The organism is Pseudoalteromonas sp. T1lg122 (assembly GCF_002964825.1).
GTDB lineage: Bacteria > Pseudomonadota > Gammaproteobacteria > Enterobacterales > Alteromonadaceae > Pseudoalteromonas > Pseudoalteromonas gelatinilytica.
In genome coordinates this window covers 642,055-665,405 of record NZ_PQCG01000032.1, presented here as the reverse complement: position 1 = coordinate 665,405, position 23,351 = coordinate 642,055, and the positions used below count along the sequence as shown (strand labels likewise).

Genomic DNA, 23,351 nt, shown 5'->3' with positions numbered 1-23,351 from the left:
AGGACGCTTATGGGTCACACAGCAAAACTTGAGAAAACAACTGACGCGATTGACGATAAATTTGATGACACGGTAATTGAAGATGATTCACCAGAGTTACTAGAAGAAGTCGACAACGATGATGAAATTTTTGCAAAGGATGAAGTTGCCAAGAATCTAGATGCCACTCAGCTATACCTTGGTGAAATTGGCTTTTCTCCGCTATTAAGCGCAGAAGAAGAAGTCTATTTTGCTAGAAAAGCATTGAAAGGCTGTGAAGCCTCTCGCAAGCGAATGATTGAAAGTAATTTACGTTTAGTGGTGAAAATTGCCCGCCGCTATAACAACCGAGGTCTTGCGCTGCTTGACCTTATTGAAGAAGGTAATTTAGGCCTTATTAGAGCCGTTGAAAAATTTGACCCAGAACGAGGTTTCCGTTTTTCAACTTATGCAACCTGGTGGATACGTCAAACCATTGAACGTGCCATCATGAACCAAACACGTACGATTCGCTTACCTATTCATGTGGTTAAAGAGCTAAATGTTTATTTAAGAACAGCCCGTGAATTAACACAGAAACTTGACCATGAACCAACCGCAGAAGAAATAGCAGAGTGCTTAGATAAGCCGGTTGAAGATGTTACTAAAATGCTGCGTTTAAACGAAAAAATCACCTCGGTGGATACACCAATTGGTGGTGAAAATGACAAAGCATTATTAGATATCATCGCCGATGAAAAAGACTATGGTCCTGAAGGCGAAGTACAAAACAATGACATCAACAAGCACATTGTTGATTGGCTAGGAGAGTTAAACCCGAAACAGCGTGAAGTACTTGCTCGTCGTTTTGGTTTACTAGGCTATGAGCCATCAACCCTTGAAGATGTTGGTCGTGAAATTGGCTTAACACGTGAGCGTGTAAGACAAATTCAAGTGGAAGCATTACGTCGCTTAAAAGACATTTTGCAACACGAAGGTTTAAGTACTGATAGCCTATTCGACCAATTCACCTGATTTGACAACAATACATAGGCCTTCGGGTCTAGAACACACAAAAAAGCTGACGTTACGTCAGCTTTTTTTATATCTATGTTTATACCTACAGTAAATCTTTTAATTGATACAGTAGTTGGTGTGCTTGTCTTGGCGTTAGGCTATCTGGATCAAGCTGTTTTAAGGTTAATTCGAGCTCTGAAGGTTCATCATCAAAACTTAATGTTTGCTGTTGCTGCTCAATAGGGGCTGTGACAGGTTGATGATTTTCAAGCATTTTAAGCTTTTGTTTTGCTTGTTGGATCACTGCCTTTGGTACACCTGCTAAGGCGGCAACTTGAAGGCCAAAGCTCTTGCTTGCCGCACCTTCAAGCACGGTATGCATAAAGGCAATGGTGTCGTTATGCTCAATGGCATCAAGGTGCACATTAACTAGCCCAGGTTTTTGCTCGGCTAGTTCGGTTAGCTCAAAATAGTGGGTTGCAAACAAAGTTTTAGCAGCAATTTTTGATGCTAAATAATCAGCCGTTGCATAGGCAAGCGATAAACCATCATAGGTTGAAGTACCGCGACCAATTTCATCCATCAGCACCAGTGATTGCGCTGTGGCGTTATTTAAAATTGTTGCCGTTTCTGTCATTTCAACCATGAAGGTTGAACGCCCTGATGCTAAATCATCACTTGCGCCGATACGCGTAAAGATACGGTCAATATTACCAATTTCTGCGCGATCAGCAGGTACGTAAGAGCCAATATGGGCCATCAAAACGATAAGCGCGGTTTGGCGCATATAGGTTGATTTACCACCCATATTTGGACCTGTGATAATCAACATTTTCCGGTCGTTATTAAGCTCTACTGGGTTGGCAATAAACGGGTCTTTCATTACCTGTTCTACCACCGGATGGCGACCTTGTTTAATGCTGATATTATCGTTATCGCATAATGTTGGTTTAGCGTAATTAAGCGCTTGTGCACGTTCAGCTAAGTTGTTCAATACATCTAAATCAGCCAGTACGGCTGCCATCGTTTGCAGTTGCGCAATGTGCGGAGCTATAAACTCAAAGAGTTGCTCATAAAGCTGTTTTTCAAGCGCCAGCGCTTTTGATTGGCTACCAAGTACTTTATCTTCGTGCTCTTTAAGCTCAGGGATAATATAGCGCTCATTATTTTTTAGCGTTTGACGGCGAATATAATCGGCAGGAACCAAGTGCGAGTTAGCGCGGCTAACCTCAATAAAAAAGCCATGCACCTTGTTATAGCCAATTTTTAAGGTGCTAATGCCAGTGCGCTCACGCTCACGTTCTTCAAGCTTTTCGAGAATATCAGTTGCACCTTGGCTTAACGCACGCCATTCATCGAGCTCACTGTTATAGCCCGGGGCAATCACACCCCCATCGCGAATAAGCACCGGTGGGGTTTCGATGACAGCACGTTCTAGTAAATCTTGTAGCTCAGGTAATTGCTGTGATTGCGCAATTATTTGACTAATACGTGGATCGTTGGCGTCCAGAAGTAATTCGTGTAATGGTGCCAGAGCTTGCAGTGCACTACGTAGGCGCGTTAAATCACGTGGGCGTGCTGTGCAAAGCGCTAAACGGGCGATAACACGCTCAATGTCGCCAATTTGCTTTAATGACTCTTGTAGCTCACCACATAATTGCGCATCGATAATTGCACTGATTGCGTTTAGTCGAGAGTTGAGCTCTGTTTTACTGCGCACAGGGGTATGAATACGACGTTTTAATAAGCGTGAACCCATCGCAGTCGCTGTTTTATCAAGTACTTGTGCAAGCGTGTTTTCGTAGCCGCCCGATAAATTTACCGTTAGTTCAAGATTTTTACGGGTTGCAGCATCTAAAATCACCGCGTGTTCGTTTTGCTCAAGGGTAATCGCACGAATATGCGGCAGGGCAATACGTTGAGTGTCTTTTACATATTGCATTAAGCAGCCCGCAGCCACCAAAGCAGCGTGTGCTTTGTCTACACCAAAACCAACCAGATCTTTGGTGCCAAATTGGTCGCACAGTAAGTGCTGGGCTGTATCTAAATCAAACTCCCATTCTGGGCGACGACGTGCGCCTTTGATATGCTCAATTAGGTGCACATTTGCAAATGTTTCACTATAAAGCAGCTCAGCAGGGGCTAAACGCTGTAATGTTGAGCTAAATGCTTCATCAGTATTTACTTCTAACACATTGAATCTGCCAGAGTTAATATCTAAATAAGCAATACCATATAAGCCTTGTTTACTTTGCCAAACGCTGGTTAGCAAGTTGTCTTGGCGTTCTTGTAACAGCGCTTCGTCAGAAATAGTGCCCGGTGTAACAATGCGCACAACTTTACGCTCAACAGGGCCTTTGCTGGTGGCAGGATCGCCAACTTGCTCACAAATAGCCACCGACTCACCCATTTGTACAAGGCGAGCTAAGTAGTTCTCTACGGCGTGATAAGGCACACCTGCCATTGGAATGGGATCGCCACCGGCTTTACCACGATGAGTCTGAGAAATATCAAGAAGTTGCGCAGCACGCTTGGCATCATCGAAGAAAAGTTCATAAAAGTCGCCCATACGATAAAACAGTAAAATATCCCGATGCTCGGCTTTTATTTTTAGATACTGCTGCATCATAGGGGTTTGTTGATTTATAGTGTGCGGTGCATAAAGATCAAACGACATGTATTTACCCAAAGGCTGAATATGGAATTACATCAAGAGATTAAAACACTTGCTGCGAAATTAGGAGCTATTTTAACGGATAAACGCTTATGGATCACTACCGCAGAATCATGCACCGGTGGTGGAGTAAGCTACGCCTTAACCGATACTCCTGGTAGCTCTAATTATATTGACCGCGCATTTGTCACTTATAGCAACCAAGCAAAACATGAACTCATTGGCGTAACAGAACAAACCTTAAATAGCTTTGGTGCGGTGAGTGAGCAAACAGTTGTTGAAATGGCATCGGGTGCAGCAAAAGCTGCAAACGCCGATATCGCAATTGCAATTTCGGGAGTCGCAGGACCCGGTGGCGGAACACTGGATAAACCTGTGGGGTTAGTTTGGTTTTGTATTCATTTTGCTGGTCAAAACTACCCAAGCAAACAGGTTTTCGCTGGTGACAGAGCTGAAGTTAGACTGCAAGCTATTGTTTATTCATTAAAAACTGTAATTGAATTGATAAAATCTGAAAATTAGCTTGATACTGTGATTTCATACAGTATACTGTCTGCATTAGCCGGATTTGGAGAACAGAATGAACGATAACAAACAAAAAGCCTTGGACGCTGCTTTATCACAAATTGAGCGTCAATTTGGTAAAGGCTCAATTATGAAACTGGGCGATAACAAAGCCCTAGACATTGAAGCAATCTCAACAGGTTCACTTGGTATCGATATCGCATTAGGTATTGGTGGTTTACCTACAGGCCGTATTGTTGAAGTGTATGGTCCTGAATCATCAGGTAAAACAACACTTACTTTACAAGTTATCGCTGAAGCTCAAAAACAAGGTAAAACGTGTGCATTCGTAGATGCTGAGCACGCTCTAGATCCTGTATACGCGCAAAAACTGGGTGTAAACATTGATGAATTACTTGTTTCTCAACCTGATACTGGTGAGCAAGCATTAGAAATCTGTGACATGTTAGTTCGTTCAAGCGCTGTTGATGTAGTTATCGTTGACTCGGTAGCAGCTTTAACACCAAAAGCTGAAATCGAAGGCGACATGGGTGACTCACACATGGGTCTACAAGCTCGCTTAATGTCGCAGGCATTGCGTAAGCTTACAGGTAACATCAAGCGTTCAAACACGCTATGTATTTTCATCAACCAAATCCGTATGAAAATTGGTGTTATGTTTGGTAACCCTGAAACAACAACGGGTGGTAACGCACTTAAATTCTACGCTTCAGTACGTATTGATATTCGTCGTATTGGTTCTGTGAAAGAAGGCGATGAGGTTGTAGGTAACGAAACTCGCGTTAAAGTTGTTAAGAACAAGGTTGCTCCACCGTTTAAACAAGCTGAATTCATCATCATGTATGGTGAAGGTATTTCTAAACAAGGCGAGTTAATTGATTTAGGTGTTAAGCATAAACTGGTTGAAAAATCAGGTGCTTGGTACAGCTACAATGGCAACAAAGTTGGCCAAGGTAAAGCAAACTCAATTAAGTTCTTAAAAGACAACCCAGAGATCGCAGATGAGATCGAAGGTAAGTTACGTGAGATGCTATTACTTCAGGCAACTGTGCAACCAGAAGATGGTGAAGATGCAGGCCTATTAGCTGAAGACGAGCTATAAACACCGCAAAAGAGTACAGTTAAGCGTGATTTGACCCGCACTTAACACAAAAAAGACCGCTACACAGTTAGCGGTTTTTTTATGGATGAAAGTTAGCGAGGGGAAAGTTAGCAAGGGGAAAGTTAGCAAGGGGAAAGTTAGCAAGGGGAAAGTTAGAGAGGGGAAAGTTAGAAAGGGTAAAGTTAGCAAGAGTAAAGTTAGCAAGAGTAAAGTTAGCAAGAGTAAAGCGTTTTGAAGCGGGACAAACTGCCGTTACAGGATCAGGCAGTAGTTTGTAGCAGCGATTTTATATCGCGTTTAATCACTACATTGTTGGCGGTATTCAATGGTTTCGTGTCGCTTTTAGCTGTCAGAACACTCGATAGTGCCTGTAACTTTCCCCTTTCTAACTTTACTCTTGCAACTCTTTCATGAAAAAGCCGCATATGATGCGGCTTTTCATGTACTTAAAGCTTAAAACTTTCAGCTTCTAGCTCAAAGCTTACAGCTGCCAGTTGAAAGACACTGAGTAGTTACGTGGTGCGCCGTAATAACCTTGTGCCCAGAAAAGGCTGTGGATGTATTTTTCGTTGGTCACGTTATTAACGTTCAAGTTAACGCTCATATTGTCATTAATATCGTAGGTTGCCATTAGGTTTAATAGGCCGTAAGCATCTTGCGTAGTAGTGATAAGTGCAGCATTTGTTGCCGCATCACGCACTTGTACGCGTTTTGTATCGTCTTGCCAACGATAGTTTAAGCCAAAGGTTAAACCATCAATCTCAGGCACTTTATGAGTGACAGCAAGTTTGAACTGGTTTTCAGGCGTGTAGTCTTTTACTAATTCATCACCATCAATGTTTAGGTTGCTGTAGCTAAAGCTCGCACTTAGTGTTTCGTTGATTTGACCACTAAGCTCTACTTCAATACCGTCGCTGTTAATGCCATCTGCGCCATAGTAACGAGTGTCATCAGGTAATGAATCAGGAATGGCAATCGCAAGGCCTACTTGTTTAGCGTCAAAATAAGCAACAGTGACAAATAAATTGTCATCAAGTAACTGCGCTTTTACACCAATTTCACTGCTTTTACCTGTGATTGGGTCTAAGTAATCGCCATTGATGTCACGCTCTGTTTGTGGAACAAAGGTTTCTGTATAGCTTGCGTAAGTTGATAAGCTTTCGTTGATATCATACACAGCACCGAAGTAAGGCACGGTTTGGTCAGTGTCTTTGTCTTTTGCTACGCCGTAAGAGGCCCCTTCAGTTTCCCAATTTACTTGGCTCACACCCGCTAAAACACTGAATGAGTCAGTTGCACGGATACGTGTTGAAATATACGCTGAGCGTTGACGGCTGGTGATATCAGCACCTGTTAAACCATCGGTAAGTGTTGGCACTGGCGCAACACCATCCCAACCACCTAGCTCAGGCATTGCAGGGAAACCATTGCCTGTTGTACGGTCATACAATGATTTATCTTTGTTATCCATATCTGCTTGGTTTACACCAAACGACAGATCATGTTCCATACCAAATAAATCAAATTTACCCGTTGCGTAAATATCTAAAATATCGTGCTTATCTTTGTGGTCATATTCACTCGCATAACCCGTTAAGCCAAGACCTGTTTCTCTATCAGGTGTACCATAAACATAGAAAAGCTCTGAGTCTTGCTCATTTTCTAGGTGTGCGTAGCTGGCTTTTAAGAACCAAGTATTGGTAATTGCTTGCTCAATTGATAAGAACAACTGCTCAGTTGTATTATTCCAATAAGACCAATCAGACGCAGTGCTGGTTGAAGCATCAAAGTTTGTTGCTGAACCATCGCTGTAATAAAGCGGTAAGGCACCCCAAAGTGGGCTGTCAGCATCTTTCTTTTGATTTACGTAGTTTGCAGTGACTACTGTGCTGTCAGTTAGCTGACCTTCGTAGGCTAGGTAATAAATTGTTTTATCTTGCTCGTAACGGTCAAGGTATGACTCGGTTTTGTGCTTGGTGAATACAGCACGTACAGCGTGGTTTTCGTTGATAGCAGTTGAAGCGTCAAGCTCTAAACGCTTGTTGTCCCAAGAGCCATACGATACAGACGCATTAACTTGTGTTTGGTAAGTAGGGCGCTTTAGAACCATATTCACGGTTGCTGATGGATTACCCGCACCTGTCATTAAACCATTGGCACCACGTACAATTTCAACACTATCAAAAATAGACGTATCAAGAGTACCTTGGATTGAACCGTTATCTTGTGGCATGCCCATGCCATTAACTTGGAAGTTGGTGATCTCAAACCCGCGAGCTTTAAAATAAGTACGGTCAGTTTCGATTTGCTCAACCGTCACACCCGGTGTGCTTTCTAACACAGCATTAAGGTTATCGAGTGAAAAGTCATCCATTAATGCACGTGAAACAACAGAGATTGACTGTGGTGTTTCTTTAATGGTTAGCCCTAATTTGGTCGCTGATTGTGCTTCTTCTGTGATGTAGTTTTTATGATGCTGGCCATACACGGCAATTTTTTCAATTGCTTGTTCTTCTTTTTGTTGTTCTGCAAGAGCGTGGCCACTTAAAAGTGCTGAGGTCACTAGGCTTAATTGAGATAAGCGCAAAAATGTTGTTGATGACATGCGAAGTTCCAATTAGTTCAATGTATAGTGAAATTAATGCGTAATTTAATCTAAATGAAAATAATTTGCAATTAGGTTTTTCTGTTTTAGTGAATTATGGTTTGCAAAAAGATAAAAGTGGATCACTGTTAATAAAAAGCAGAAATAAAAAAAAGCGGCCGAAGCCGCTTCAGGAAGTAAAATAAGCTTAAATCTTAAAATACGTATTTTGCAGAGAACTGCAGACGATCCATATCGCCATCAGTACCACTTTCAAGCTCACGCTCCGCATGTTTAAATTCAACACCAAAGGTTAGCTTTTTAACAGGTGAGTATAAAAGGTTCGCACTGTAGCTTTGGCTCGTTTTAGTTGGGTCGCCAGATACAGCAAGTAAGTCTGTGTTGTTATCAGCTGAGAAGAATGAATAAAGGAAAGTTGAACGCCATTGGCTGTTCCAGTTTTGTTGATAGGCAATGAAACCCGATGTTGAATCAATCGCGTCTAAATCATCACCGTCAAGCACAGCACCATTTGCTACGTTTAAACCAATGTAACGGCCTAGACCTGAGCCTTGGGTTAGCATGAATTTTAAGTTGTTTTGACCAAAATTAACTTTACCAGATGCACTGATACCGAACGATGAAGTATCTGCATCAATGCCATTTTGTTTGTAAGTTAATTGACGAGCAAGACCGGTAAATACTAATTCACCCCAATCAGCTTTGTGCGCATAACGTGCTGTAAAGTCAGGCATTGATGCATCATCAGTGGCAACACGTGCACCGCCTACTGTAACAGTGCTCTCAGGGTTTTCGATAGAGAATGACCAGTTACCTGTGGTGTAGCGTGCCTGTGCTTGACGCACGAACACAGTACCTTCAGCAGGACCGACGAAATCAAGTGTTTCTGGCAATGCGCCAACGTTTTGGAAGTTTGACCATGCTTGACCAAATAGCCAACCATCATAAGTTACAAATGCTTGGCGAATACGTGGTGCGTAAGAGTTACTGACACGTTCGTTACCGCCCGGCGCTGAAGCAATAAAGTCGATTTCGATTTTGGTATTAATCGTTTTACCATCATCTAGCTTAGTTGCTGTGCCAAGGCTAAAGCGAGATTGGCGTGCATGCATGTCGAATACTGCATCGCTGTCACTGTCTGCGCCTACCGGTGTTGTACCAGGGACATAGAAGTCACGGCCAATGCTACCACCAGCTGGTACGCCAGCAGAGTAATCACTCCACATGGCATCAAGTTTTACATAGCCACCATAAGAAACGTCTGTGTTGCCAATGGTTGCAGCGTTAGCGGTACCTGCAAGTGCACATAAAACAGCTGAAGCTGTCAGTGTTTTTAATGCGGTTACTTTTGTTGTTGTCATAATGTGTATTCCTGTCGAAGCTACTTGTTGATTGCATTAATGTTGTTGTATCACTGTTGTTTAAGAAATGACTTCTCTCAATTATCTATTGGTCTATTAGACTAAGGTGGTAAGTGGTTCAAAATCGCTTACCGGCGTACATTGGACTAGATTATAGAAGGCGATTTAGAAGTTTTTTGTGAAATGACAAGATATACAACTAAGGTCTAATACTTTCAGGGGCTTTGCTGAGTGATCCTTGAAGCAGGCCGTAGGCAAGTAATTAAAATGGAGACGACAACAATGTCAGAAAGTATCTATCCAGTACCAGCGCATATCAAGAATGCAGCATTAGTTGATAACGATAAATATAATACACTGTATAAGCAATCTATTGATGACCCTGAAGGATTTTGGCGAGAGCACGGTAAACGCCTTGATTGGTCAACTCCTTATAATAAAGTAAAGAACACCTCATTCGACAAAGGCCACATCAGCATTCGCTGGTATGAAGACGGCCAACTTAACGCATCTTATAACTGTATTGACCGCCACCTTGCCACTAAAGCCGATAAAACAGCCCTCATTTGGGAAGGCGATAACCCTGAACACAGCGAAAATATCAGCTACCAACAGCTTCACGACGAAGTCGCAAAATTAGCCAATGGCCTTAAAAAGTTAGGCGTATCAAAAGGTGATCGCGTTGCTATTTATATGCCTATGACACCGCAAGCTATTTACGCTATGCAAGCGTGTGCGCGTATTGGTGCGATTCACTCTGTGGTATTTGGTGGTTTCTCTCCATCAGCGATTGCTGACCGAATTAATGACTCTGGCGCTAAAGTGGTGATTACATCAGACGAAGGTCGTCGTGCTGGTAACTGCGTACCACTGAAAGCAAATGTTGATGAAGCGGTATCACAAGACTCAGTAACCACCGTTGAGCACGTTATTGTTCATCAACTTACAGGTGGTGAAATTGAATGGAATAGCCATGATATTTGTGGCATGAGCTTGTAGCTGACTTACCAGCTGAGTGTGAGCCAGAGCCAATGAATGCAGAAGATCCGCTTTTCATTCTTTACACTTCAGGCTCAACGGGTCAACCAAAAGGGGTGGTTCATACTACTGGTGGTTACCTCGTTTATGCATCGATGACACATGAATATGTGTTTGATCTTAAAGAAGACGATATTTTCTGGTGTAGTGCCGATGTGGGCTGGATCACAGGTCACAGCTACATTGCTTACGGTCCATTAGTGAATGGCTGCACGCAAGTGGTTTTTGAAGGTGTGCCAACTTACCCAACGGCGGGCCGTATGGGTGAAGTGATTGATAAACATAACGTGACTATCCTTTATACAGCACCAACAGCTATTCGTGCATTAATGGCGAAAGGCGATGAGCCAACAGCGACTTCAACACGAAATAGTTTACGTATCATGGGTTCTGTAGGTGAGCCGATTAACCCTGAAGCGTGGGCATGGTATTACGAGCACATCGGTAATGAAAACTGTCCAATCGTAGATACGTGGTGGCAAACAGAAACTGGCGGCATCATGATCACACCATTACCAGGTGCGACAGATATGAAACCAGGCTCGGCAACTCGTCCATTCTTTGGTATTGCACCAGCCTTATTTGATGCTGAAGGTAATACACTCGAAGGCGCGGTTGACGGTAACCTTGTTATTCTAGATAGCTGGCCATCACAAGCTCGTACAGTGTATGGCGACCATGAGCGTTTTGAACAAACCTATTTCTCAGCATACCCAGGTGTGTACTTCACAGGTGATGGTTGTCGCCGTGATGAAGATGGCTACTACTGGATCACAGGCCGTGTAGATGACGTACTAAATGTATCAGGTCACCGCCTAGGTACTGCCGAAATCGAAAGTGCATTGGTTGCTCACGAAGCAGTAGCAGAAGCGGCTGTAGTGGGTTACCCGCATGATATTAAAGGTCAGGGCATCTATGTTTACATCACTCCAAATGAGGGTGTTGTAGTAAGCGATGAACTAACCAAAGAGGTCCGTAACTGGGTTCGTAAAGAGTTAAGCCCAATTGCATCACCAGATATGATCCAATGGTCTCCAGGTTTACCGAAAACTCGTTCTGGTAAGATCATGCGTCGAATTTTACGTAAAATTGCGGCAAATGAGCACCAACAGCTTGGTGATACCTCTACACTAGCCGATCCAAGCGTTGTTGATGAGCTAATCGAAAACCGATTAAATCGTTAAAATCGCGTTAAAAACTTGATTAGAAGTTGATTCTAAACGTAGTATATCGGCTGTCACTTAGAAATAGGTGTCAGCCGAATTTATTAGGAGTGAACCATGAGTCAGTTTTTAATAGCGGACGATCATCCGTTATTTCGTGAAGCACTGAAAGGGGCATTGAGTGCTAAGTTCGCTGATTTAGAAGTGTTTGAATCGGAAAACTTTGATACCACTTTGCAGGTGCTGAGCGAGCAAGAAGATCTTGATATCTTACTACTAGACCTTCACATGCCAGGCAATGGCGATTTATACGGCCTTATTCGCATTCGCGAAGACTATCCAAGCTTACCAATAGCTGTTGTTTCTGGCAGCGAAGACATCAATGTAGTTTCTAAAGTAATGGGTTATGGTGCGATGGGATTTATTCCTAAATCATCTTCATCAGATGATATTGCGCTGGCAATCAACCACATACTTGAAGGCGATGTTTGGCTTCCACTTGAACTTAAAGATAAAGTGGCTGCCGTAGATGGCGAAGACAAAGAAATTGCAGCGCAAGTGGCTTCACTGACGCCGCAGCAATACAAGGTGTTGCAATACTTGCACGAAGGCTTGTTAAACAAACAGATTGCTTACGAGTTACATATTTCTGAAGCAACCGTTAAAGCACACATTACAGCAATTTTTAGAAAGCTAGGTGTGTATAACCGTACTCAAGCGGTATTAATTGCCTCTAAGTTACAATTAGAGCCTATTGAGTCGGCATAACAAAAGATAATAAAAACAATAAAGAGGCCACTCAGCCTCTTCATTTTATTGCTTAAGCGAACACCACGGTTCGATTTCCATTGATAAACAGTTTATGTTCAGATGCGAGTTGCAGCGCTTTACAGAACACAGTTTTCTCTACATCTTTACCCATTTTTGCCATCATCTCTGCGGTATCAGCATGACTGACATGCGTCACATCTTGTAAAATAATCGGCCCTTCATCGAGCTCATTATTAACAAAGTGAGCGGTCGCGCCAATAATTTTTACACCGCGCTCAAATGCCTGATGGTAAGGCTTTGCGCCAATAAAGGCTGGCAAAAATGAATGGTGAATATTAATAATCTTACCTTCAAAGCGCGCCACAAATTCAGGGCTTAAAATACGCATATATTTAGCAAGGCCAATAATGTCAGGCTGGTAGCTGGCAATTAAATCACCGACTTGTTGATCATGCTCCGCACGGCTTAAGCCTTCGTGCGATACCACATGAAATGGCACATCAAAGCCTGCAGCCAGTGGCGCTAAGTCGGCGTAGTTAGCAATTACAGCTAATACTTCGATGTTTAAGGCTTTTTCGAATTGCTTAAGTAATACCCCACCTAAACAGTGCGCTTCTTTGGTAGCAAGTAATACCACTTTCGTTTTTTCGCTGCTGTGCAGGGCAAGCTCTGCGCCATCAGGAAGTAGCTCAGCAAGGCTTGGTAAAAAGTCCTCTGATATAACGCCGCTTAACTCTGTACGCATAAAAAAGCGTTTAGCGTCTTTATCTACAAATTCGTTATTACGTGTGATATTTAAATTATGCTGATGACAAAGGCCGGTGATCTTGGCAATTAGACCAACATCATCATCGCATTGTGTGGTTAAAATCGTGTTCATAGTCCTCATTCTAATCCCGTTTGTGTGAACACCATTATTTGCTAATTTTTTTGTGCTGCATAGCGCAAATTTAACTATCTAATAATTTATCTGATTTGATTGTATAAGCGCCTAAAATGTAATCATTATTTACTTTTCGTGTAAAAGTAAACTGCTTTCACTATAAATGTGATTTTCTGTCCATAATTATGATTAATTGAGTGCTTTTCTACATCATTTTCTACACTTTTTAACTTTATCGTAAGCAACTGTAAGTGAAGGTAATAGTTTGTAAAACATAGAATTTTTTCGCACTATTCGAGTCAGAATGGGGTATTACAAACAATAAGGAAAAAATTCCATGAAAAGCACTCTGCTTAAAACAATTGTTGCCTCAAGTTTGCTTTCGGTACTGGCTGCCTGTTCAAGCGACGACAGCAGCAGTAGCAACAGTGGCTATGTGCAACTGTACAATGGCTCTTACAACAGCCCATACACGCGTTTATTTGTTGATGACACTGAACGTTCGGGCGCAGATTTTGGTGATGTATCAACTCGTCATAACTACAGTTCGGGGGAGTATGATTTAAGTTTTGAATATGTTGATGCCAACGATAGCTATATCACTATCGATGAAGAAACCATCAAAATTAAAAATGATCAAACTCAGCTGCTAGTAATGAATGGCGATTTTGCGGAACCAACGTTTACAGAGCTCAGTGTGCCGACGTCAAGCGATGAAGATGAATTCAATGTTGGCTTTTTTAATATCGTTGGTGAAGATAACCTTTACGATGTATACGTTGCTACCGACGACGGTTTATTTGATACCGCTGAGTTATTAATGACTTCGCAATACCTCGTTGAACCAGAATTAGCGACGCTTGAGGAAGGTTATTACACTATTTATATTACCGCTAGCGGTAGCACAGATGTGATTTTTGAATCACCAACCGTGTACTTTAATGATGAAGCAACGTACATGGCGATGATCCGTCCAAGTTATGCAACAGAAGAAGATGGTATTACGCTTGATGTCGTAACGGCTAGTAGCTCTGTAACACAACTGAACCACCAAGACGCGCAAGGTCAGCTGCGTTTTATCAATACTATCGATGAGTACACGCAAACCCAGTTTAAAGTAACCCGAGGCACAACGGCTACTAACACCGAAGTTGTTAGCAACGATAGTTACTCTGAATACATGAGCATGTCGCCAAATAGTTACAGCGTCGCCATGTTAGATGAAGCGGGTGACACGATTGTAGATAACTTCTTAATGACATTAGAACGTGAGCAAAGTGCGGTTGGTCTTTTCTACAATGACAAAGATTACGGCCCTCGTATGATGACCATTGAAGAAAACCTAACTCCAAGCAGCTACAGCCATGCAGTTACTGTGGTTAACTTAATTGATAGCTATGCAGGGCAAGAAATTGACGAGGTTGATGTGTACTTCACCCTCAATGGTGAAACGGTTGAAGATACTAGCAATGTTGTTGAAGGGTTAGATCAATACGACCAACAAGAGCAGGTGGTTGATAACGAAGTTTATACAACCTATGTGGTGTTTGAAGATAACGGCCAACAGATTGTGCTTTTACAACAAAGCGATATGGATTTTACTGAAGAAGGTAACTATATCTTGGTGATTGAACACGATGAAACCACTGATTCAGGTTACAAAATGACCTTAGAGCGCACGGTGACTGAACAGTCTTAACCGGCTAAAACGCAATATCGTTGTTTCTTTACTCTTGCTAAGTGTTTATTGTATAAACAATTAAGGCTTTTTGCTTTTTTGTTTAAAGCGTACACAAGGAGAGGGTATGGATGGCGGTATTGCGTTACTAGTATTACTTGCACTAGTTGTTGTAGGTGGCTCAATTGCGGGTATTTTTGCCTTTTTTCAACTCTCTAGTTTAAAGCGAGAAGTGGCAGCTCTTCGAGTAAAACTTAACGCGACATATAGTCATCATCCACAAACAAATACTGCAAACCAGTTTGAAAATTCAAACGACGATCTGACTGACACTGCAAAATCTGAACCAGAGCCTGTATTCATTAGTAAGCCAATTGAGGCAATCACTAAAAAGCCAGAGCTAACAAAACCCAAGCCTGCGACTTTAAATCCGCTAGTAAGCCAACTCGTTACACAAATCAAAGCCAATTGGCTAACTTGGGTAGGGGCGGTTGCACTTGCCTTTGGCGGTATCTTTTTGGCCCGCTATTCACTGGAGGCAGGCTTATTATCTGAAACCATGCGACTCACGCTTGGCGCTATTTTTGGTTTGAGCTTAATTGTCGCGGCTGAGGTTTTACATCGCAAAGGTATTATTTTTGATGGGTTTAGCAACTATATTCCCGCAGCGCTGGCAAGTGGTGGTTTTATTAGTTGTTTTGCATTGACTTTGCTGGCCTATAGCCATTATGGCTTACTCCAAGCTTTACCTGCATTTAGCATTTTAACCTTAGTTTCTGTAGCAGCAAGCTGGATGGCACTGCGTTTTGGTCCAGTGCTTGCGGTCATTGGTATTATTGGCGCCTACAGCGTGCCGGTTTGGGTCAATACCGGGAGTAATGACTTTATAGCACTGCTAACCTATGTTGCGTTTGTCAGTGTATCAGCTTCGCTAGTTGCTCATTACGTAAAACGGCATTGGTTGTGGTATCTGTTATGGGCGGGTCATTTAGGCTGGTATTACCTAGTTGCAATGAGTGCAGCTAAAAACCTGCACTGGTTTATTAATCTGTATGCTCTATTTAGCATCGTATTGTTAATTGCTATTCCACGCCTTGGGCTGAGTATTAAGCAAATTGAACACCGCCCACATCGCTTTAAAACGCTACTTAAACAACTACCCGACAACCCTTTGTTGTTAGCTGTTGTCGTGCCACTTTATCTTTTACTCATGAGCAGTAACCAACTGCTTACTTGGCAGCTTAGTATGTTGTCGTTAGTGGCTTTACTGTTGTTTTTGGTATTAAAAAACAGTGCATGGGATCATTGGCTGATAATAGCTGTTGTGAATGTGGTGTGTTTGCTTATAGGGCAACACAATGCTGTTGATTATTCTGAGCAACTTTTTGTATTTCGGCAAAACTACGGAGCAGGGCTGTTTTTTATTGCTTTGTTTGCTGGCTATGGGTTTTTATTTGGCCGTAAATACCCTAAACGCTTTGGCTTTACCTTACTCGCTTCACTTTCAGGCTTTGTGATTATTAGTTGCTTATATATCATCACGCCCGATCATGCCTTAACAACGGCATACCCGGTTTGGTGCTTTGTATTACTCGCACTGTCTGCTTGGTTATTTAAGTTATCAATTAACAGCACGAACCCAATGCGGGTATTTAGTTACTGGCTTGGCGGCAATGCCAATATTAGTTTGGCATTAACCATGCTCCTTGAAGGCAGTAGCTTAACCTTAGCGCTTGCTGCGCAAGTATTGTTGATTAGTTTTTATGTTAATAAACATGCACTCAGCATTCCGACTTGGCCGCTTAAAGGTTTAGTTGGTGCTTTACTTGTTAGGTTAAGTTTTGCCCCTTGGTCAGCTGATTATAGTGATGCGCTGCTGCTCGGTGTGCATTGGAGTTTGGTTGTGTACCCAGTATGCGCTTGCTTATTTTACTTAGCGGCGAGGCACTGGCAGCTGCAATCTGTTCGGGTGTGGCTAGAAGGTGCGGTGCTTCATTGTATTGCTTTATTTATTACCACAGAGACGAGCTATCAGTTGGTGGGGCGCTACCCTGATTTTGAGAGCTTGTCTGTGTATGAGCATATTTTATTAACCTGTAACTGGGGCATCTTGGGTTGTGTTTATTTACTGCGTTCACGCTTTACAGCGCAATTAGCTAAGCTCTATCAAGTAGCAGGTTTTGTGTTATTAACATTGAGTGGCTTGTTAGTGCTGAAAAGCTTTACCGCAGTAAATCCGTTTTTTGAGCCGATAAATATAGGCAGTTGGCCGATTATTAACTGGCTATTATTACTTTGGTTAGTCCCTGCCTGTATTGCAATTTGGGCCAGCCGACTAACTCAATCTCAGCACTATTTACAAAAGCTGTTTACAGCTCTTGCGGGTGTGATGAGTGTTTTATATATCAATGCGGAAATTCGCCATAACTGGCAAGGCGAGTTTATAAATATTGCTTTGCCAACCTCAGATGCCGAGCTTTACAGTTATTCTTTAGTTTGGCTTGTTATCGGTGCCTTGGTGGTTGTGGTGGGGCAGTTAAGAACCATTACGGTATTACAAAAGCTCGGCCTTGGCTTATTGGCGCTGGTGGTGTTAAAAGTGTTTTTGATTGATATGGCAAACTTAACTGGATTACTTCGAGCTATTTCGTTTATCGGCTTAGGCTTGTCGTTAGTGGCACTTAGCTGGTTATTCCAAAAACTTAAGGCAAAGCCTGTAGCTTTGCCTTAAGTGGTATTGTTAAGCACTGTGATTAAGCAGTGCTTTGAGTTTTGCGGGCTTAACGGGTTTACTAAGGTAATGAATTTGCTCAGCTTTGGTTTGTTGTTTTAACGCTTCATCACGCACCGCTGTGATTAAAATAGCAGGCACAGGGCTTTGCCAAATTTCTCTTAGGGTTTTAATAAGCGTTATCCCATCGCAATCATGACCCAACTGATAATCCATTAAGATCACATCGGGCGCTCGGTGCTCTTTGGCATAGGCCATCACGGTTTCAACTTGATCAAAGAGTTGATAATTTGCCTGCCATTTTTGCAATAGGCTTGCCATGGCATTAAGGTTTTCAGGGTCATCATCCACCGCAATAATATTCATCGCACTGCGGTTCTCAACACCTTTTTTAGGCGCCTCTTTTTGTTGAATAAACTGGCTTTCACCATAAGGTACTTCAATACTAAAGCGGCTACCTTTGCCAGGCGTTGAGCTTACATCTAAACGTAAAGAGAGTAAGTCGGCCATTCGTTTTACAACTCCTAAGCCAAGACCCACCCCTTTGTTATCACCGGCTTCAATACGATAAAAGTCATTAAAGATTTTCGCTTGCTCTACTTCTGTAATGCCAGGGCCTGTGTCCCATACTTCAATTCGTAAATGGTGTTTGCGTTTGCGACAAGCAATTAAAACTCGGCCACTATCGGTGTATTTAACCGCATTTGACACTAAGTTTTGAATAATTCGTCGTAAGTAAGTGATATCACTGTGAACAATAATTCCTTTTGAACGCACCGTCAGTTTTAAGCCTTTTTCGCTCGACATAATGGCGTATTCATTTTTCAGCGGGGCAAGTATGTCATCAATACTAAAGTGGCGTGGAGTAGGGGTCATTGCCCCTTGCTCAAGCTTGGCAATTTCTAACAGCGCCGACATCAAATGGACTGTCGAATCTAAACTTGCGCCAAGCTTTTCAAAGTTATTTAAGTTGTTGCTCGATAGGGTTTTATCATCAATGGCTGCAAGGTACAGACGCGCCGCATTCAGCGGTTGTAAAATATCGTGGCTAGCTAAGGCTAAAAATCGTGTTTTACTGTCATTAGCTTGTTCTGCCTCTTTTTTAGCTAAAGTAAGTGCTTGCTCAGTTTGTACTCGGCTATCGATTTGTGCTTGTAAATCTTTATTGATAGTACGGATTTCTTGAGTACGCGCTTCAATACGGTTTTCAAGGTCCATGTTTACTTCTTCAAGCGCATTTTGCGTTTCGATATGCACAGTAATGTCAGAGAAACTTGTTACAAAGCCGCCATCTGGCAGTGGGTTACCAATCATTTCGAAAACTTGGCCATTACGGCGGTGGCGAATAAAGTGATGGGGCGTGCCGTTTTTAAGATGCTGTACACGCTTCTCTACATGGCGCTCAACTTCACCGGGACCACATTCACCACGCTCGGCATTGTACCTAAGCACATCTTCAATTGGTTGGCCTACTTCAAGAAAGTCATCTGGGTAGGCAAACATCTCTGCGTAGCGCTTATTCCACGCCACTAAATTAAGCTCTTTATCTACAACTGAAATACCATGACTGAGGTTTTCAAGAGATGTAAATAGTAAGTTTTGATTGAATTGCAGGGCTTGCGTGGTTTCATCAAAAAAGTTAACCACTTCTTCAAAGGCCATGCGTTTACCAGAGGCAACCGTGTGGATCAGCGCTTGTGCTGAAGAGGCACCAAGCACACCGGTTAAGGCGCGTTCACAATAAGCGATAAACTCAGGTTCAGGGTGCGCGTTGTTGTCATCTAAGTTATGCGACAACGCAAAGTGAGCCAGCACCTGTTGCGAGCGTTGTACGCCTAAGAAGGTTTGCAGCAGCACTTTAAAATCGTAAACGGTGGCTTTAACGTTTTTATTTAAACGTCTGGCGAACACGGCTTGCTCTTTTGGATTTACAAAGGCTGCAGCTTGAATTTTATCAATTAAACGCTCATCTGCACCGAGCGAAAAGCTAATGTAACAACCAATATTGGCAAACAAGGCGATTAGAGTGCCACGAGTAATAAGTGTTTGTTGTAGCTCTGCGTTTAAGGTATTGCCCGCATCTAAAATAGGCAGCATTAAGAATAAAACCCAGCAAATAAAGCCTGCTAATAATCCGGCATAAACCCCATAAGCATGGCCTTTTCGCCAATATAGGCCACCGACAATTGCAGGAAGTAATTGCGATACCAAAGAAAAGGCCACTAAACCCATACTAGCCAATGCTTTACCATGACCAAACCATTGCTGGTAGAAATACGACAAAATCAAAATGCCGGCAATTGTGAAGCGCCTTACTAACAGGATTTGCGACTTATAGCTGCTAGTGATGAGATTACGTTTAAACTTACGACGCAGCATTAGCGGCAATACTACATCGTTTGAGATCATGGTGCTGAGCGTGAGTGTGGCTACAACAATCATCGCTGTAGCCGCAGATAGACCCCCGATAAATACAAAGGTCGTTAAAAAGGCGTTTTCGTGCATCAGTGGTAGGGCTAATACAAAGCTATCTGGTGAGAAGCCACTGCCAATGCCAGGGTGTATAGCTGCCGTTGCAATAGGGAAAATCATTGCAGCAGTCAGTAATAAATACAGGGGGAATGCCCAGCGGGCAGTATAAAGATGGCGTTTATCTTGGTTATCGACCACAGTTACGTGGAACTGCCTTGGTAAACAGATAATCGCCGCTGCCGCCATTAATGACTGGCCGATAAAGTTAAAGCTAAAAAAGTCGAAGTTATGCCAGTGCTGCCAAATAGAGCCCGTAAGCTGCTCGGTTTGCACCGTACTTAAATTAAATAATGTGTATAAAGCAAGTCCAGCAACGGCCACCAATGCCAGTAATTTCACCATAGATTCAAAAGCGACAGCCAGCATGAGTCCTGAGCGATATTCAGTTACATCGACTTTACGCGTACCAAAAAATATCGCAAACATTGCCATGATAAGTGTTGCTGAAAGGGCCAGCATAGACCCCGAAATACGATCGTCGTTTTGTAATAATAAGAAGCTGCCACTCAGTGCTTTTAATTGCAGAGCGATATAAGGGATCGTCGCTAATAAAGCGATAATGGTTACCATAATCGCGGTGGTTTGCCGTTTACCATAGCGAGCTGAAATAAAGTCGGCGATAGTGGTGATATTCTGCTTTTTACTGACCAGTACTAATTTACGTAAAAACCCTTGGCCAAAGAAAAATAGCAGCGCAGGGCCAATTAAAATAGGTAAGTAATTCCAACTGCTGGTGGCTGCTGTTCCAACTGAACCGTAGTAAGTCCAAGACGTACAGTAAATCCCTAGTGAAAAAGAATAAACAAATGGGTGGTGACTAATTCTTTTTGCAAGAGGAGTGGTTTTGTCTCCCCAATTTGCCAACCAAAACAACACGCCAATATAGGCGAGTGCAACAAATAAAAGCGCAGCTGTCATGTTTAAATTCAGTAATTATTGTAATAACACTACCTTACCAGAATTATGTGCGATTTCGATGGCTAGATTTTTTGCAATAAAAATTAATAAATAGCAAGTTATTGATATTTAAAAGATAGTGGTGTTTTGTTCGCTGTTATTAGACTAATGTCGCAGATCATTCGTTTTTACTATTTTCGCTATTTCGCAAATTTATCTTTATAGATTAAGTTGTTGTTAATTATTGTTTTTTACCATTCATTAACAAATGGTGTTTTGCAGTTTACGTAAACGTAAACTAGCTGTTACGACTATGGTCTCAATTCCATAAATCAGAACCCTTGCTAACTTAGTTAATGACAACTAATACCACTCATTACTTTTTTGTAATGCATAAGGGGATAAAAAATGGCTTTTAAAGATGAAGAACAAGCAAAAGCTTATTGGGCGGAAAACCTCGCACTGCTATTTAAATTATTAGCAATTTGGTTTGTCGTGTCATTTGGCTTCGGCATTTTACTAGTAGACGTACTTAACGAGATACGTTTCTTTGGGTTTAAACTCGGCTTCTGGTTCTCCCAGCAAGGCGCTATTTACACCTTTGTTGCTTTGATTTTTGTTTACGTTTTCAAAATGAATACGTTAGATAAAAAATATGGCGTAGACGAATAGGAGCTAAGCAATGGATGTTCAAACACTCACGTTTATTATCGTCGGTTTAAGCTTCGCGCTTTATATCGGCATCGCAATCTGGGCTCGTGCTGGGTCAACTAATGAATTCTATGTTGCAGGGGGCGGTGTACCGCCGCTAGCAAATGGTATGGCAACCGCTGCTGACTGGATGAGTGCGGCATCGTTTATCTCAATGGCGGGTATTATCTCGTTTGCGGGTTATGACGGTGGTGTATATCTAATGGGTTGGACAGGTGGTTATGTACTACTTGCACTTTGTTTAGCTCCTTACCTACGTAAGTTTGGTAAGTTCACGGTGCCAGATTTCATTGGTGACCGTTATTACTCACAAGCTGCACGTGTTGTTGCAATTTTATGTGCCATCTTTATCTGTTTCACATACATCGCAGGTCAAATGCGTGGTGTAGGCGTGGTTTTCTCTCGCTTCTTAGAAGTAGATATTGAGACCGGTGTTTACATTGGTATGGTGATTGTATTCTTCTACGCTGTATTAGGTGGTATGAAGGGGATTACATATACGCAAGTAGCTCAGTACTGTGTACTCGTATTTGCTTACCTTGTTCCAGCAATCTTCATTTCAATGATGATGACAGGTCACTTCTTCCCACAAACAGGTTTTGGTGCAACCCTTAGCGATGGCTCAGGACAGTTTGTACTCGATAAACTAGATGGACTCAGTACCGAGCTTGGCTTTGCGCAATACACCGAAGGCTCGAAGAGCATGATTGATGTATTCGCAATCACAGGCGCGCTAATGGTTGGTACTGCAGGTTTACCACACGTAATCGTTCGTTTCTTCACTGTTCCTCGTGTTAAAGACACGCGTATCTCAGCTGCATGGACACTTGTTTTCATTGCAATCGTTTATACAACAGCACCTGCTGTAGCGTCATTCGCTCGTGTAAACATGATTGATACAATTAACGGTAAAGACGGTAGCGGTACAGAGTACGCTGAAGCACCAGCATGGGTTAAAAACTGGGAAAGAACAGGCCTAATCACCTTTAACGATAAAAATGGTGACGGTAAAATGTTCTACTCAGCAGGTAAGATTGATGATCCAAACAGCGCAAACGAAGTTAAAGTTGACCGCGACATCATGGTACTTGCTAACCCTGAGATTGCAGACTTACCTGCATGGGTTGTAGCATTGGTTGCAGCAGGTGGTATTGCAGCAGCGCTATCAACTACAGCAGGCTTACTATTGGTAATCTCAACCTCGGTATCGCACGATTTATTAAAACGTACATTAAAACCAGATATTAGCGATAAACAAGAGCTACTTGCTGCGCGCTTAGCAGCGATGATAGCGATTGTGATTTCAGCTTACTTTGGTATTAACCCGCCAGGGTTCGTGGCCTCGGTTGTTGCCTTTGCCTTCGGCTTAGCAGCGGCGAGCTTCTTCCCAGCCATCATTATGGGTATTTTCTCTAAGAAGATGAATAAAGAAGGTGCGATTGCGGGTATGGTGACAGGTATTACATTTACAGCGGCTTATATTATCTACTTCAAGTTCGTAAGCCCTGAATTAAATGCACCGGCACACTGGTTATTTGGTATTTCACCTGAGGGTATCGGTCTAGTTGGTATGATTGTTAACTTTGTAGTTGCAGGTATCGTACTGAAACTAACAGCTGAAACACCAGTTGAAATCCAAGAAATGGTTGAAGGTATCCGTAACCCTAAAGGTTCGAGCGCAGCACACGCGCACTAATAAAACCAT

Annotated in this window: 13 protein-coding genes and 1 pseudogene; 9 read left to right on the top strand and 5 right to left on the bottom strand. The window is 42.4% G+C overall.

The features are described from left to right. Positions 1-9: 9 nt before the first annotated feature. Positions 10-993, top strand: coding sequence for an RNA polymerase sigma factor RpoS (gene rpoS / locus C2M33_RS15395; protein WP_063703245.1), 984 nt, complete (start codon positions 10-12; stop codon positions 991-993). Positions 994-1,078: 85 nt separating this feature from the next. Here rpoS and mutS read toward each other — a convergent pair whose 3' ends face one another. Further along, a complete protein-coding gene (gene mutS / locus C2M33_RS15390) occupies positions 1,079-3,652 on the bottom strand; it encodes a DNA mismatch repair protein MutS (RefSeq protein WP_105174844.1) in 2,574 nt (857 codons plus the stop codon). 21 nt (positions 3,653-3,673) lie between these two features. Here mutS and C2M33_RS15385 point away from each other — a divergent pair, with 21 nt between their 5' ends. Next, the gene (locus tag C2M33_RS15385) at positions 3,674-4,171 is read left to right on the top strand and encodes a nicotinamide-nucleotide amidohydrolase family protein (RefSeq protein ID WP_063703247.1); all 498 of its coding nucleotides are present in this window, start codon (positions 3,674-3,676) and stop codon (positions 4,169-4,171) included. 58 nt (positions 4,172-4,229) lie between these two features. Further along, positions 4,230-5,276 carry a recombinase RecA gene (recA, locus tag C2M33_RS15380; RefSeq protein WP_063703248.1) on the top strand — a complete coding sequence of 349 codons (1,047 nt, stop codon included), beginning with the start codon at positions 4,230-4,232 and terminating at the stop codon, positions 5,274-5,276. A gap of 481 nt (positions 5,277-5,757) precedes the next feature. Here recA and C2M33_RS15375 read toward each other — a convergent pair whose 3' ends face one another. Continuing rightward, positions 5,758-7,881, bottom strand: a complete 2,124-nt coding sequence (locus tag C2M33_RS15375; protein WP_105174843.1) for a TonB-dependent siderophore receptor — start codon at positions 7,879-7,881, stop codon at positions 5,758-5,760. A gap of 194 nt (positions 7,882-8,075) precedes the next feature. Beyond that, entirely contained in the window at positions 8,076-9,242 is a 1,167-nt protein-coding gene (locus tag C2M33_RS15370; protein WP_105174842.1) for a DcaP family trimeric outer membrane transporter, read from the bottom strand. A gap of 282 nt (positions 9,243-9,524) precedes the next feature. Between C2M33_RS15370 and acs the strand changes: the two are divergent. Then, positions 9,525-11,464 (top strand): annotated as a pseudogene (gene acs, locus C2M33_RS15365) (acetate--CoA ligase). Between the two features lie 96 nt (positions 11,465-11,560). Continuing rightward, positions 11,561-12,211, top strand: coding sequence for a response regulator transcription factor (locus C2M33_RS15360; RefSeq protein ID WP_054551155.1), 651 nt, complete (start codon positions 11,561-11,563; stop codon positions 12,209-12,211). A gap of 52 nt (positions 12,212-12,263) precedes the next feature. Here C2M33_RS15360 and purU read toward each other — a convergent pair whose 3' ends face one another. Then, positions 12,264-13,094: a formyltetrahydrofolate deformylase gene (gene purU, locus C2M33_RS15355; protein WP_105174841.1), complete on the bottom strand. Its 831-nt coding sequence runs from the start codon at positions 13,092-13,094 to the stop codon at positions 12,264-12,266. 340 nt (positions 13,095-13,434) lie between these two features. On the opposite strand from purU, the gene C2M33_RS15350 reads away from it, so the two are divergent. After that, positions 13,435-14,796 carry a hypothetical protein gene (locus C2M33_RS15350; protein ID WP_105174840.1) on the top strand — a complete coding sequence of 454 codons (1,362 nt, stop codon included), beginning with the start codon at positions 13,435-13,437 and terminating at the stop codon, positions 14,794-14,796. A 106-nt stretch (positions 14,797-14,902) separates the two neighbouring features. Next, entirely contained in the window at positions 14,903-17,506 is a 2,604-nt protein-coding gene (locus tag C2M33_RS15345) for a DUF2339 domain-containing protein (protein ID WP_105174839.1), read from the top strand. 9 nt (positions 17,507-17,515) lie between these two features. Here C2M33_RS15345 and C2M33_RS15340 read toward each other — a convergent pair whose 3' ends face one another. Continuing rightward, a complete protein-coding gene (locus tag C2M33_RS15340) occupies positions 17,516-20,956 on the bottom strand; it encodes a PAS domain-containing hybrid sensor histidine kinase/response regulator (RefSeq protein ID WP_063703255.1) in 3,441 nt (1,146 codons plus the stop codon). 387 nt (positions 20,957-21,343) lie between these two features. Between C2M33_RS15340 and C2M33_RS15335 the strand changes: the two genes are divergently transcribed. Then, positions 21,344-21,607: a DUF4212 domain-containing protein gene (locus C2M33_RS15335; RefSeq protein ID WP_054551160.1), complete on the top strand. Its 264-nt coding sequence runs from the start codon at positions 21,344-21,346 to the stop codon at positions 21,605-21,607. 10 nt (positions 21,608-21,617) lie between these two features. Beyond that, positions 21,618-23,342 (top strand): sodium:solute symporter family protein, encoded by a 1,725-nt coding sequence (locus C2M33_RS15330; RefSeq protein WP_063703256.1) that lies wholly within the window; start codon positions 21,618-21,620, stop codon positions 23,340-23,342. The last annotated feature ends 9 nt before the right edge of the window (positions 23,343-23,351 follow it).